At 47.0% G+C, this 13,747-nt stretch carries 13 protein-coding genes; 10 read left to right on the forward strand and 3 right to left on the reverse strand.

What is annotated here, in order from left to right; translation table 11 throughout:
• Positions 1-149: 149 nt before the first annotated feature.
• The 10 genes from PUW25_RS02525 to ascB all read left to right on the forward strand — a co-directional run bounded on the left by PUW25_RS02525 (position 150) and on the right by ascB (position 11,096).
• A complete protein-coding gene (locus tag PUW25_RS02525; protein ID WP_205054386.1) occupies positions 150-1,487 on the forward strand; it encodes a jacalin-like lectin in 1,338 nt (445 codons plus the stop codon).
• Between the two features lie 285 nt (positions 1,488-1,772).
• Positions 1,773-2,309: a CarD family transcriptional regulator gene (locus PUW25_RS02530; protein WP_047911514.1), complete on the forward strand. Its 537-nt coding sequence runs from the start codon at positions 1,773-1,775 to the stop codon at positions 2,307-2,309.
• A gap of 402 nt (positions 2,310-2,711) precedes the next feature.
• Positions 2,712-3,305 carry an NADPH-dependent FMN reductase gene (locus tag PUW25_RS02535; RefSeq protein WP_047911515.1) on the forward strand — a complete coding sequence of 198 codons (594 nt, stop codon included), beginning with the start codon at positions 2,712-2,714 and terminating at the stop codon, positions 3,303-3,305.
• A 280-nt stretch (positions 3,306-3,585) separates the two neighbouring features.
• Positions 3,586-4,371: a hypothetical protein gene (locus tag PUW25_RS02540; RefSeq protein ID WP_274337992.1), complete on the forward strand. Its 786-nt coding sequence runs from the start codon at positions 3,586-3,588 to the stop codon at positions 4,369-4,371.
• Positions 4,372-4,440: 69 nt separating this feature from the next.
• On the forward strand, positions 4,441-5,403 hold the full coding sequence (locus PUW25_RS02545) for a WXG100 family type VII secretion target (RefSeq protein ID WP_238546341.1): 963 nt from the start codon (positions 4,441-4,443) through the stop codon (positions 5,401-5,403).
• Positions 5,404-6,141 carry a hypothetical protein gene (locus PUW25_RS02550; RefSeq protein ID WP_238546342.1) on the forward strand — a complete coding sequence of 246 codons (738 nt, stop codon included), beginning with the start codon at positions 5,404-5,406 and terminating at the stop codon, positions 6,139-6,141.
• 17 nt (positions 6,142-6,158) lie between these two features.
• Positions 6,159-6,425, forward strand: coding sequence for a DUF4176 domain-containing protein (locus PUW25_RS02555; protein ID WP_047911517.1), 267 nt, complete (start codon positions 6,159-6,161; stop codon positions 6,423-6,425).
• A 225-nt stretch (positions 6,426-6,650) separates the two neighbouring features.
• Complete coding sequence (gene licT, locus PUW25_RS02560) at positions 6,651-7,487, forward strand: BglG family transcription antiterminator LicT (RefSeq protein ID WP_274337993.1); 837 nt, start codon at positions 6,651-6,653, stop codon at positions 7,485-7,487.
• A gap of 173 nt (positions 7,488-7,660) precedes the next feature.
• Entirely contained in the window at positions 7,661-9,610 is a 1,950-nt protein-coding gene (locus PUW25_RS02565) for a beta-glucoside-specific PTS transporter subunit IIABC (RefSeq protein ID WP_047911519.1), read from the forward strand.
• A gap of 22 nt (positions 9,611-9,632) precedes the next feature.
• Positions 9,633-11,096, forward strand: coding sequence for a 6-phospho-beta-glucosidase (gene ascB / locus PUW25_RS02570; protein WP_047911520.1), 1,464 nt, complete (start codon positions 9,633-9,635; stop codon positions 11,094-11,096).
• Positions 11,097-11,157: 61 nt separating this feature from the next.
• On the opposite strand, the gene PUW25_RS02575 is transcribed toward ascB, so the two are convergent.
• The 3 genes from PUW25_RS02575 to PUW25_RS02585 all read right to left on the reverse strand — a co-directional run bounded on the left by PUW25_RS02575 (position 11,158) and on the right by PUW25_RS02585 (position 13,535).
• Positions 11,158-11,433, reverse strand: coding sequence for a WXG100 family type VII secretion target (locus PUW25_RS02575; protein ID WP_047911521.1), 276 nt, complete (start codon positions 11,431-11,433; stop codon positions 11,158-11,160).
• A 153-nt stretch (positions 11,434-11,586) separates the two neighbouring features.
• A complete protein-coding gene (locus PUW25_RS02580) occupies positions 11,587-12,858 on the reverse strand; it encodes a sensor histidine kinase (protein WP_274338513.1) in 1,272 nt (423 codons plus the stop codon).
• Positions 12,858-13,535, reverse strand: coding sequence for a response regulator transcription factor (locus PUW25_RS02585; RefSeq protein ID WP_274337995.1), 678 nt, complete (start codon positions 13,533-13,535; stop codon positions 12,858-12,860). Before PUW25_RS02585 ends, PUW25_RS02580 begins: the two co-directional genes overlap by 1 nt.
• Between the last annotated feature and the right edge of the window lie 212 nt (positions 13,536-13,747).

Genomic DNA, 13,747 nt, shown 5'->3' on the forward strand with positions numbered 1-13,747 from the left:
GGTGGCAATTATCATATTGCTGCGTGCTGGAGCCTAATGCTAGATTGAGATCGATTCATACGTTACAGGCGAAGGACGGTGTTGCTCATCCATTGCTGGGACTGAATTAAGCTCGAAATAAAATCCACGAAGACCAGGAGGTTAAAAAAATGAATTTAAAATCCAAATGCCTGCGCAGCCTGCTGCCGGCACTAGTATTGTTCACTTCGATTCCTATGGCTTCACAGCCAGTGGCTGCGGCGGAAGCAGAGATCCAGACAGGCTCCTTTAATGTGCTCAGCTACAACGTCGGTGGCCTGCCTGATATTTTCTCAAGCTCTAATCCGGCAGAATATACGGTGCAGATTTCTCCGAAACTGAATGCGTACGATATTATCAACGTTCAGGAGGATTTCAACTATCATGCTGAGCTGATCTCTGAGGTGACACATCCGTATCTGACACCAAGCAGCGGGGTCGCTGGTTTTGGAAGCGGGCTGAACAGCTTGTCCAAATATCCCTATCGGGATCTGCAGCGAATCACCTGGAATGATCGCCATGGTCTGTTTGACAGTGGAAGTGACGAGCTGACGCCAAAAGGATTTACGTTCATGACCTATGAGATTGAACCTGGTGTCAAGATTGATGTGTATAATCTGCACGCTGATGCGGGCTCGGACGCACAGTCTCTTGCTGCACGACGCAGCAACATAGAGCAGTTGTCCAATTATATAGAGCAGCATTCGGAAGGGAATGCCGTGATCGTCTTTGGCGATACGAATACGAGATACACCCGTGCAGACGATAATATCGAGCTCTTGATGACGCGTAACGGATTAAGCGATCCCTGGGTAGATCTGGTGCGGGGCGGTGAGATTCCGGCAGACGGGGAAGCACTGATGGATGAGTCTGATGTGAACGGACCTAACTTCGAAATCGTGGACAAAATATTGTACCGTGGCAGCAGTGCGCTTCAATTAAATGCGGAGTCCTTCCGGATTGAAGACACCTACTTCTTGACGAGTACGGGAGAGCAGCTGTCTGACCACTATCCGATTACGGCTGAATTTGCCTACTCCACTTCTCCAGATGTGCAGATGAGCTCAAGCATTGGAGGATCGGGAGGAATCGGATTTAACGATCTGAATCAGATTCCGGATTCAAGAATGAGCTCTGTTACGATCCACAGCGGCAGCAGAGTGGATGGTGTGTCCACCGTGTATGAGGATGGAACGGTACTTGCGCATGGCGGGACGGCAACGGCGAACACCCTTAATCTGGCGGCGAATGAATATGTGACCCAGGCTGTTATCGGTCAAGGCACGCGCAGCGGAGGGAAGCGGATCTTTTATGTGCAGCTCACGACGAACCTAGGGAATACCGTATCTGGTGGACAGGCTACCTCAGAACAGATGGTGCTTAGTGCTCCAGATGGCTGGTATATTGCCGGTTTTTATGGAAGAGCAGGGGATGAGCTGGATCAGCTAGGTGTCATATACAAACAGTAACTCTCTTCTATAAACGAGCGAAAATGTAGATTCTTACTGCCTAATAGAGCATTCGGACAACTAATCCGATGCTCTTTTTTTGCATTCATATGTACAAAAAAAGCTTGACTTATGCGGCGTCTAAAAGTGTATTCTTAATCTATCAGCTATCGGAAATGAAGGGATTCAGCGCTGATTATCATCTTTTAATGATCAATCAGTTCTAAACCAATTGCTTCTATTACAAATTTAAACCAAGTATGTTAATGCGAATAGTATAATATGTATTATGGAGGAAGAGATCGAATGTATCATGTAGATGATTATGTAATTTACGGCAATAATGGCGTATGTCAGATCCAATCCATTGGTGCGCTACCGATTCTGGATCAGGATAAGCAATATTACACTTTGACGCCGCTGTTCAGCACAGAAACGATTTATACGCCGACGGATACAACGATTTTTATGCGCCCTGTTATGGCACAAGAAGAAGCACATCAGCTGTTAAATGAGGTATATGTGTTCATAGAGGACATCGCAGAGCAGTGTACGAGCATATCTATTGACGATCATTATGAAGATTATATCAAGTCGTCCGGCAGCAAGGACCTTGTATATCTGATTAAAGTCATCCACGCCAAAAGATTTCTTGCCATCCAGAGCGGTAAAAAGACGATCAGCTTAAGAGACCAGCAATTTCTTAAAGAAGCGGAGAAGCTGCTTTATGGCGAAATTGCCATCGTCACGGGTTCTTCGAAAGATGGGGTAAAGCATAAAGTAGACAGCAGGCTTGAGGAGAAAATGACCGCTTATCTTGAAGAACATGAATTGGGCAGCTAGCCAGGAGAGTGGAAGTAGATTATACTATAAAATGTAAATCACCCAATTTCTTGCTCGGTATCTCGCATAACGAGCTTCACTTTATAATAAAACATATGTTGTAGTTAGCAGCCTGGAGGATCAGCAATGAATCTTTCAGGCTTTTTTGAGCAGAATAAAAGGCATAGGTATGTTTCTATACAGTGACAACATATAAATGGATAGAATGTAGGCATAGTCAAGGGATCACTTCGCTGGTCGGGGGCTTATTGAACTGCTCATTATATAGGGTGAGAAAAAACAATCTATATTTTATTTAATTACTTACTTGACAATACATAATATAATTACTACAATTACTTACATAAAGTAACTTAATGCATCTTTTGCTTTTAGCAAATCGAAATACAGGTGGTGTAGAGAATGGGTTTTATAGATCGATTATTTGGAAAAGAAACCAAGGAGGAAGAGACAATGACGAAGTTAAACATCGGTATTATTCTGGGAAGTACACGGGAAGGACGCGTAAGTCCGCAAGTAGGAGAATGGGTAAAGGCAATTGCTGACAAGCGCGGAGATGCGAATTATGAGATCGTCGATATTGCGGACTACAAATTGCCGTTCCTCGGTACTACAGACGGCTCGGAACCAGGCATTGCTGCTTGGAATGATAAGCTGAATAGCCTGGACGGATTTGTATTCATCGTGCAGGAGTACAATCACAGTATTACAGGAGCACTGAAGAACGCGATTGACTTTGCGCGTGAAGCGTGGAATAACAAGGCTGCCGGTATTGTAAGCTATGGCTCAACAGGCGGGGCTCGTGCAGCAGAGCATCTTCGCGGGATCCTTGGCGAGCTATCCGTTGCTGACGTTCGCGTGCATCCAACATTGTCCCTGTTCACTGATTTTGAGAACGGATCGGTGTTCAAGCCACAAGAGCTGCATTTGACAAATGTGAATGCGATGCTGGATCAAACGGTAGCTTGGAGCGGAGCACTAAAAACACTGAGATAAGCAGAAGCCTGAGCCTGATTGATAAGGCAAATGGCCAGGCACATGAATACAGCAATACAACGATAAACGCAGATATCTTCTAATGACAGGACGCCGCTATAAGGCACTGGCAGAAGATATTCTGCGTTTTTTATATGCTCATCGATTCAAGGATTTCCTAAATGTGTATCTATTTAAAAATATAGGACGCAGGACATGGGCGTAAGGAGTGATTGAGTCCTGCTCTAAATCACCCTACAATAAATTGAAGCTGCTTTTGCTATAGAAGGAGGACGAATGGTTGTCATCATCTTATACAGTCCAATTAACCGCTGCGGAGGCGGCGTTTTTGTTCCAGCTCATGGATATACCAGAAGGAGAAGCATGGTCGAAGATCTATGAAGCGGATGTGGAACGAGGAGTAGAAATTTCGCCGGAACAACGCTATGCTCAGATCGCAAAGGGCTTGGAGGATGCAGGGCTGCTCGCTATGGAGGGTAGAGAGATCATCCTTGACGCTGTCCTGCTGGAGTTGTTAAAGAGCTGCAAATACAGCAGCGCAGTGACGATTCTTAGATCCTGCACAGCGAATGGCGAATCTACTATTATATATGGCTTCCTATCCGGAACCGAGGTTACTGAAATGAAGTGGACCTCAGAGACAGGAGAAGTGCTGTTTACGGCGCTTGAGGAAGGACTTGAGGCGTTCGTATCCCGTATGGGGGATAGTCTGCTGCTGCCTGACGTGCAAGAGCAGAGTGGACGAATAACGATGCATACAGAGACTCTGAATCGAATGATAAATCAGCTGGGCCATCCAGATGACACGATGCTGCAATCTATTCTGCAAAATGATCAAATGGTGCAGAGCTCTACTCCGTTATTCCCCGCATTGATGGAAGCCTGTGCTTCGTCCCGGCAGCAGGGAACGTTCGAGGCAGTCATTCGCGGAACAGAGCTTCGTTCGGCAACTATTTATTATATAGGAAGTCCTCAGGGAAACTGGTTATTCATTCAGGATGCAGAGCGGAATCTCGCACAAGGATATCCGGTAACGGAGCCAAATTTATACAGACCCTATATCTGATAACGACACGAACACTGTCTGTTCTTACGCCAAGTTGAAGGATTGGAGCAGATCTAGAGGAGGAGAAGCATGACTCGGATTGTAATGACATCGGCGTATCTGAACACGCTGGTTCAGCAGCTGGAGCAGGTAGCGCAGCAGCTGACACAGGTGGATACCGCACTGATGAATGCGCTGAATGGCGCGGCCTGGCAGACAGGCAACCGTGAGGCCATCATAGGGATGTATCAGGCGCATCAGCGCAATTTCCAGACAGCAGCTCAGAATATGCAGGAGCTGTCCAATTTTGTGAACACTACTCGTCAGCAGTTTGAACAGGAGGACCAGTCCGGCGGCGGTATTGGCATAACAGGCTTTAATCCAATGGCACCAATTGATGGTCTTGGCAACATTACAGGGACGGTTATGGGGGCAGCTGCCGTAGCGCGGCTCGGGTATAAGGTACATAACGGATACATGGTCAGACAGCAGCTGGATCGGAGAAGCCCGAGAATTCTCGTTCGTGACAGCTATGATTCGGTTCGGAATAATCCCATGATTAATGGAAGACCTAGAAACTACAAGATTTATTATTTACGCGATATGGAAGCTAAGATTGCGAATGGAACTGCCTCTCCCAAAATTAAAGAGATCTATTCCATGGCTGATCCGATGTACGGAGCCAAGGCAGCGCTGAAGGATAAGCTGGGCTGGGCAAGCGTCGGTATTGATGTGTTTACCGATACCAAAGAAAATCTCGCAAACAACGCTTCGACTGACAAGGTTGCCGGAGATATTATCGGAAATGTCGTCGTCGGGGGAGCAACAACGGTTGGAGCTACACTGCTGACAGCAGCAGTGATGCCTGCGGCAGCACCTGTCCTAGCTGTCGGGGCTGTCGGACTTGGTGTATCCGTGGGACTGACGTATCTTGCCGAGGGCATTAAGATGGACATGGATCTCGACAAGGATGGAGAGGACGACTCCTTGAAGGATGTTGTTAAGCATGGAGCGAAAGAGGCCTGGTCTACCGTATCGGGCTGGTTTAAATAGATGGCGAAGCATAGTAAGCTGCATAAGTCTCAGACTCAGAACCGTAACTGGGAAGGAACAGACTATGACCGGACAAAGTTTGAGACGTATCTCTCGCTGTATCCGGTAAGCACCATCCGGCTAAATGCCGGTATTCTCGTGCTTTTTTTCTTAAACGTGTTCTTGATTATTCCGATCTTAAGCGCACCATACGAGCCGCTCTATGCCTATCTGTTGTTCCCGCCGCTTGCTGTCATGAATGGTTGGGCCCTTGCAATGATGGCAATTCCCCGGAGGCTGCAGCTGAACTATATTCTGTTCAGGGGCGTGTTCGGTATTGTAGCATCACTTGGTCTGATGCTGGCAACGCAGAAGTTTGCATATAGCAGTCTGGAGTTAACGACCCCATGGTATGCGATCGGTTCTTTTGCCGTTTATGGATTTGCACTGTATCACTATGTGCGTTCTCATCTGCGGAAGCTCCGGACCCCACCAGAGAAGAAGCAGCAGGAAGAGCGTAAGGGGCTGCATCTGCTGCCGTTAACGATGATCGCCGGACTCGGATATTTGCTCGCGAACCTGTCATTGATGTTTGTGAGTGAGAACACCGTTGTCATTGTCCTGATGTGTGTGTACTCGATGCTCGCTTTTGTACTGTTTCATTTCATCATGGAGCTCCATCGGTACTATTGGATTAGACGAATTCATCAAGGAAGCAGCGCTCCGAATGGAGATCAGCAGACTGCTCAGCATGGTTAAAGGAGGTATAGCTAACAATGAACAATTCAGAAACACCGCTCCCTAACGGCTCCATCGTCCGATTGAAGGAAGGATCCAAGAAGCTGGTTATTTACGGGCGCAAGCAGATTATGATGACCGAGCCACCGCGAACTTTTGACTATATCGGATGTTTGTATCCGGAAGGGTATATCAACCCGGATTATACGTACGGTTTCAATCATGAGGATATTGAGGAGATCGTATTCATGGGATTTGTGGATCAGGAAGAGGAGCAGTTCTCTGCACGTTTAAAAGAGGCTTAGGTGGACATCCTATTCACTAAGAGTGGGACAGTGAGACGATAGTATGATCATGGATCTGCTTAGGTTACTGGGAAGACCCACCATGTTGACACCGTTTTCAGCTTGTGTTAAGGTATTTGCGAGGCTTGTTACCGGTAATGCGGGCAAAACCACAATGGGGATATCTTTGTATATACCCGTTGTCGTTTTGCCCTTTTTTTATTCCTCAAAAAAGTGGTGGTTCATGTGATCATTAAACAGATATTCAACAACAATATTGTAAGCACGATGGATGACAAGGACCAGGAGCTGCTGATTCTCGGCCGAGGAATTGGTTTTCAGTTCAAGGTTGGCGACACCATCGACGAAGGACGCATCGAGAAAATATTCCGTTTGCAGGATTCGTCCATATACGAGAGATTCAAGGCGATTGTGGCCGAAGTGCCCGCAGAAATTTTGCAGGTTACAGACGATATCGTCAGTCTCACGCGCACGCAGCTGAACAAGTCGATCAGCGATGGGATTTACGTTTCTTTATCTGACCATATCCATTTTGCAGTGCAGCGGTTAACGAAAGGGCAAATTACTCGTAACCCACTGACATGGGAAGTGCAGCATTTTTACAAGGCGGAATATGATGTAGCCGCGGATGCACTGACCTTGATCAAGGAGAGACTCGGGATTGATTTTCCCAAAGAGGAGATTTGCAATATCGCTCTGCACTTCATCAATGCAGAAGTCAACGACTCCATGAATGATGTGACGCATCTCATGCAGCTGCTGCAGGAGATCATGAATATTATCAAATATCATTTTAACGTAGAGTTTGATGAGGATTCCGTCAACTATTTCCGATTCATTACGCATCTCAAATACTTCTGCCAGCGTGTGATTACCCATTCATCGTATGATGATACAGAGGAGTATTTATATGAAGTGGTACGAAAGAATTATCCATCAACGTTTAAGTGTATAGAGAAAATCGAGACGTTCATCCTCAAGCATTATCAGTATGAGATGACGCACTCGGAGCAGTTATACTTGACGCTGCATCTGGAACGATTGATGAAACACAAAAAATAAATATACAACGAATCCATTTCATGAGTCAGCTAAAGTTATTATGAAATAGATTTATACAGGGCTTGTTACTGTTCAATCAGGCAATACCCGGATGAGTTCTTGCATGCGATACATGGTGTGCTGGTTTCGTTCGGGTATTTTTTTATGCGCAAAAAGATCAGGGGGAATCTAAGATGAGTCATCAAAAAGCGGCGCAGGAGATTATCAAGTCTGTCGGCGGCGTGGATAACGTCAATTCTGTATATCACTGCATTACGCGTTTACGGTTTGAGCTTAAAGATCATGACAAGGTCGACAGCCATTCATTTAAAAAGATCGAGAAGGTCATGGGCACAAATGTGTCAGGAGACCAATTCCAGGTCATTATCGGTAACGAAGTACCGAAGGTATTCGATGCCATGGTGAAAGAGTATCCAGAGCTTGCACAAGCAAAAGAGAGCGAGCAAACGAAAAAACCGGATAAGAAGCAAAATGTGATCCTGAAAATATTCGAAACGATAGCAGGCGTCTTCGCACCTATGCTTCCTGCCATTACGGCAGCGGGTTTACTCAAAGGGCTGCTGGCCCTGCTGTCATCATTAGGCTGGATCTCCGTCGGAACCGATACATACCGGATCTTATCCGCGATCGGTGACGGGGTATTCTACTTCCTGCCTATGCTGATTGCAGCTAGTGCGGCTCGGAAATTTGGCAGCAATCCGTTTGTTGCCCTAGCCCTTAGTACCGCGCTCATGTATCCGGATATGGGCACCCTCTTGTCAGGCGAAGCAGCGGTATCCTTCTTAGGCATTCCGGTTACGGCAGTGTCGTATGCGTCGTCTGTCATTCCCGTGCTGCTAGCAGTCTGGATTCTGTCTTATGTAGAAAAGTGGGTAGACAAGATCATCCCTTCTGCATTAAAGCTGCTCTTAGTACCTCTCATTTCACTGCTAATTATGGTTCCAGTCACACTCATCGCGATTGGTCCACTGGGGACGGTAATCGGAAGCGGGCTGTCCGGTGGAATCAACTGGCTGCTTGATGAGGGCGGACTGATTGCAGGTATTGTTCTTGGGGGAGCGATGGCGGTTATTACGATGACAGGGATGCACTATGCACTTGTGCCTGTTATTCTGAGCAACATCGCTACGCTTGGTTTTGACAAGTTCCTGCCGCTTACTTACATCTCCAACATGGGGCAAGCGGGCGCGACGCTTGGGGTATTTATCCGAGCGAAGGACAAGAACCTGAAATCTGTTGCTCTGTCCACCAGCTTCACTGCACTCATGGGTGTAACAGAACCGGCAATGTACGGTATTAACATGAAATATAAACGGCCTTTTGCGGCGGCCATGATCGGTAGTGCCGTGGGCGGCGGATTCGGACTTGCCTTCGGTGCAAAAGCTTACGTATTGGCCGGAAATGGGGGCTTGCCTGGCTTGCCAGCTCTGGTAGGTCAAACCTTCTGGTATTCCTTGATTGCGATGATTCTTGCTTTTGGCGTTGCTGTCATTATGACAGTCATCTTCGGAATACGTGAGGAAGAAGCAGAGCAAGAAACAACAGGAAAGTCAGATGTTACAGCTTCAGCATCATCTGTTGCAGCAACTGAAACAACAGAAACAACATCTGTACCCGTAGCGAAGGAAGCGGCAGTCGTATCCGAGCTGCCGGAGACCCCGGTACCGACTGAGGATGCAACAGCCGTTGCGCCAATGACAGGGAAGGCGGTTCCGCTCTCGGAAGTTAATGATCCTACCTTTGGTGAAGAGCTGATGGGTAAAGGTGTGGCCTTTGTACCTTCCATTGGCAAGCTAGCGTCTCCGGTTACAGGCACGGTTATGAATGTATTCAAGACGAAGCATGCTATCGTCGTTCGCAGTGACAACGGAATGGAGCTCTTAATTCATGTCGGTATTAATACCGTCAAGCTGCGGGGGCAATATTTTGAATCTCATGTGGCAACGGGCGACCGGGTGCAGGCGGGGGATGAGCTGCTTACCTTTGAACTGGATAAAATCGCAGAGAACTACGATATCACAACAGCGATGGTTGTCACCAATACGGCGGATTATACAGAGATCAGACCCTTGAAGCTTGGCGATATCAGAACAGGGGAAGCTGTGTTAGCAGCTAGGCTGTAATTTGAGAGGAGAGATATACAAAATGCAGAATGTACAGGGTTTTTCTAAAGACTTTCTATGGGGAGGTGCCATTGCGGCCAATCAAGCTGAAGGTGCCTATGATGCAGGCGGCAAAGGCTTGTCTACAGCGGACATGGTCCCATACTTCGATAAGAAGGACTATGTTAATCTCAAGGAATTGATGCATGTAACGAGTGATTCCATACAGAAGGCAATGGCACATCGCAGTGCGGAAGGTTACCCTAAGCGCTACGGAATCGATTTTTACCATCGTTTCAAAGAAGATATTGCTTTATTTGCCGAGCTGGGACTTAAAGTATTCCGTTTGTCTATCAATTGGCCGCGTATTTTTCCAAATGGAGACGACCTGACGCCAAACGAGGAAGGTCTGCGATTCTACGATGAGGTGTTTGATGAGCTGAGAAAAAACAACATCGAGCCGTTGGTCACACTGTCTCACTATGAAATGCCAATGAACCTAGTGCTTAATTACGGGGGCTGGGCCGGACGTGAAGTCATCGACCATTTCGTTAGGTATGCGGATACGGTAATGAATCGATACAAGGATAAGGTCAAATACTGGCTGACCTTTAACGAGATCAACACCACGATTATCGAGCCGTTCACCGGCGGAGGCATTGTAGAGGACCGGGTAGAGAATCCAATGCAGGCTTCGTACCAAGCTTTGCATCATCAATTTGTAGCCAGTAGTAGAGTAACGAAGCTCGCCCGCGAGATCAATTCAGAGTTCAAGATTGGCTGCATGCTTGCCCGCATGATTCATTACCCGGCAACGTCCAAGCCTGAGGATGTGCTTCAGACACAGATCGATAATCAGCTCAATCTACTGCATACCGATGTACAGGTTAGAGGAAGCTATCCTCCTTACATGGCGAGATATTGGGCAGAGCATGGGGTATCTGTTCATATGGAGCCGGGTGATCTGGATCTGCTGAAGCAGCACACCGTTGATTTCATATCGTTCAGCTATTACACCTCGCTCGTCTCTGCGGTGAATCCGGAGGAGTACGGAGTTACCGGCGGTAATCTGTACAGTACGATCCGTAATCCGAATCTCCCACGAACAGAGTGGGGGTGGCAGTTGGATCCGATTGGACTACGAGTTGCCTTGAAGGAAATGTATGATCGCTATCAGCTGCCTCTGTTTGTTGTGGAGAATGGGTTGGGAGCAAGAGATACAGTAGAACCGGATGGTTCCATCCAAGATGACTACCGGATTGATTATTTCCGCCAGCACATTCAGCAGATGAAGGAAGCGGTAATGGATGGCGTAGATCTGATGGGTTATACAAGCTGGGGTGTCATTGATATCATCAGTGCTTCCACTTCCGAGATGTCCAAACGTTATGGATTCATCTATGTGGATCAGGATGATCATGGCAAGGGAACACTCGATCGATATAAGAAGAAAAGCTTCGGCTGGTATCAGAAGGTCATCGCTTCCAATGGTGAGGATCTCGATTAAAGTAAGTAAAAGAAGCCGTGGACTTGGTATTTGTCCACGGCTTCTTTGTTGTGTTGCTGTATTATCTGCTTTGGTCCGCATTTTGAAAATGAACTGCCGTCTGCTGCAGCTGCGTACCTGTCTCCTGCAACCCACTCAAGTAGGATTGGACGGAGGTGAGACTCTCCTGAATCCGCTGGAGAAATTCCCGCTGCCGCTCGCCTTCCCACTGACCCTCCGATTCAAGAATCATCTTGTTCAGCTGCTGCACCACCGTTTGTCCATTCTGGGATGCCTGAGTGAACTGGCGCGAAATCTGCTGCAGCTCCTCTGGGTAGAGGTTGATCCGCTGATCCATACGTATTCCCTCCTTCGTCTCCACATATGAAGTTCGACTGTACTGATCTTACCCCATTATATATGGAATATTTTCTCAAGGAAAGATATTGGTCACTTACGCAATGAAACGTTAAGCAAGTTAAATGTTAATTCACTATATTAAGCAGCAATGCTAGGATAGGTGCACATAAAATGTAGTCGATTCACCTACGGTGCTCTTGGCATAAATCCTGCCCTTGTGCTGCTCCACAATCGACTTCGCAATGGCGAGACCCAGTCCGTACCCCCCTTGCTTGCGCGCTCTCCCGGAATCTGTCCGATAGAAGCGGTCGAATATTCGCGACAAATGCTCTGGAGCAATACCTTCACCGGTATTCGTGACGGATAAGACGACCTCTTGCTGCAGTTTTTTTAGAGTGAGAGTAACGGAGCCGCCCTCATTCGTGTATTTGACGGCATTATCGAGCAGAATCATGACTACTTGCTTGATCTGCTCACTCGCGCCGGTTACCTGAAGACCGGGTTCGATCTCATAGCTGAGGTGAACCTGCTTCTCGAACATAACGGCTTCCATCGTTAACAGAATATTTTCGACCGCCTCGCTCATATCAAATTTCGTATACAGGATACCCGCACGAGAATCATCCATCTCCGTCAGGTATAGGAGATCATTGGTCAGTCTGGTCATACGTTCCGTTTCGGACTTGATATAATACAGCCATTTCTCCTGATCTCGGATCTGATCCTCACTGTTAGCCAGCAGAACATCCGTATTGGTATTGATAATGGTCAGTGGTGTCTTTAACTCATGAGAGGCGTCGGCGATGAACTGCTTCTGCTTGTCAAAGGCCTCCTGAATCGGTGTAATGGACCGGTTGGCAAAGAAGCGGCTCGTAAAGAAGATGACGATCAGCATCACGAGTGCAACAATCGCGAAGGTATAGATCAGATTCGTCAGGATAACCTGCTGTGAGCTGGTATCGAGAAATACGAGCATGTAGCCTGTGCTGGTCTGAAGAATCTCAAAAGTCCAGTGACTCCCATCCAGTTCAAATTGTCCACTCGCTTTGTTCTCCGCAACGGCTGCATCCAGAGCAAGCGGATAGAACGTCTCCTCCAGTTCAAGTGTAGTCTCACGACCTGTAATCGTAAGGTTAGGATCTGTCTCCAGCATGAAAGAGATCGAGCGCTTGGGTGGTGCTCCTTCGAATCCGAACTCACCATCGTCCGGTCCTCCCATACTTAGATCTCCACCAGGACGATCTCCGCGCGGAAGATTGAAGTCCCGGGTGTAGGAATCCGTTACTTTATTCAGCTCCATATGAATATTTCGCTGAACATCCCGATACGTAATCGTATATATCGAGGTAAAAGCAACCAGCATAATGATCGAGATGATGACGAGATTCAAGATCAGGAACCGGTTTCTAAGCTTGGTAAACATCAGGTATTCACCTCTAACACATACCCAACGCCTCGAACGGTGCTGATGCGGACGGCAGAATTCAGGAAGTTCAGCTTCTTACGCAAAAAAGAGATATATACCTCTACATTGTTGTGCTCGACATCAGAATCAAAGCCCCACAGCTTCTCAATAATCTGCTCCTTGGAGGTAATCGACTGCTTCCTTACCATTAGCAGCTCCAATAGCTCATTTTCTTTCAGATTCAGCTTCATTTCCTTCCCGTTAACCGAGAGCTTCAGGGTAGAAGTATTGAGCTCCATATCCCCGAATTTCAGACCTTCCTCTGGCATGACCTCGCTTTTGCGCCGCAGCACGGCTCTGATTCGGGCCAGCAGTTCTCCAGAGGAGAAGGGCTTGGCGACGTAGTCGTCGGCACCATAATCCAGCCCGGTAATTTTGTCATCGATCTCGCCTTTGGCCGTCAGCAGAATGACGGGAGTGGAGAGGCCTTCCTTGCGAATTTCCTTCAGGACAGTGATCCCATCCATTTCCGGCATCATAATATCAAGCAGCAGCAGATCATAGATCCCGCTGAGAGCATAATCGAGTCCGCTTCTGCCGTCATGGACCATATCTACGGAATAGTTTTGTTTTTTTAAGATTTGGGAGAGTGCCTCCGCCAGATGAAGCTCGTCTTCCACAATTAATATTCTCATCGCTTTTTCATCCTCTGTATGGATTATCTGTAGGTTTGAATAGGCCTAGTATAGCAGGAGTACCTTTAACCAACCTTAAGCTGCTTATTCTACCATCATACGAATGGATAACTTTCAGATCAATAATTAGTGCCTATTATATGAAGCTTCTTAATTAGAGATCAGGATTGTAAACGCAGTGTAAAAAAGATTCTCCAAATGTTAAATGCATT

The organism is Paenibacillus urinalis (assembly GCF_028747985.1).
GTDB classification, from domain to species: domain Bacteria; phylum Bacillota; class Bacilli; order Paenibacillales; family Paenibacillaceae; genus Paenibacillus; species Paenibacillus urinalis.

Bases quoted from the DNA above. Each gene is read 5' to 3' on its own strand.
- PUW25_RS02555 (WP_047911517.1), top strand. From the start codon at position 6,159: ATGAACAATTCAGAAACACCGCTCCCTAACGGCTCCATCGTCCGATTG.
- PUW25_RS02585 (WP_274337995.1), bottom strand. From the start codon at position 13,535: ATGAGAATATTAATTGTGGAAGACGAGCTTCATCTGGCGGAGGCACTC.
- PUW25_RS02545 (WP_238546341.1), top strand. From the start codon at position 4,441: ATGACTCGGATTGTAATGACATCGGCGTATCTGAACACGCTGGTTCAG.
- PUW25_RS02535 (WP_047911515.1), top strand. From the start codon at position 2,712: ATGGGTTTTATAGATCGATTATTTGGAAAAGAAACCAAGGAGGAAGAG.
- PUW25_RS02525 (WP_205054386.1), top strand. From the start codon at position 150: ATGAATTTAAAATCCAAATGCCTGCGCAGCCTGCTGCCGGCACTAGTA.
- ascB (WP_047911520.1), top strand. From the start codon at position 9,633: ATGCAGAATGTACAGGGTTTTTCTAAAGACTTTCTATGGGGAGGTGCC.
- PUW25_RS02575 (WP_047911521.1), bottom strand. From the start codon at position 11,433: ATGGATCAGCGGATCAACCTCTACCCAGAGGAGCTGCAGCAGATTTCG.
- PUW25_RS02550 (WP_238546342.1), top strand. From the start codon at position 5,404: ATGGCGAAGCATAGTAAGCTGCATAAGTCTCAGACTCAGAACCGTAAC.
- PUW25_RS02530 (WP_047911514.1), top strand. From the start codon at position 1,773: ATGTATCATGTAGATGATTATGTAATTTACGGCAATAATGGCGTATGT.
- PUW25_RS02565 (WP_047911519.1), top strand. From the start codon at position 7,661: ATGAGTCATCAAAAAGCGGCGCAGGAGATTATCAAGTCTGTCGGCGGC.
- PUW25_RS02580 (WP_274338513.1), bottom strand. From the start codon at position 12,858: ATGTTTACCAAGCTTAGAAACCGGTTCCTGATCTTGAATCTCGTCATC.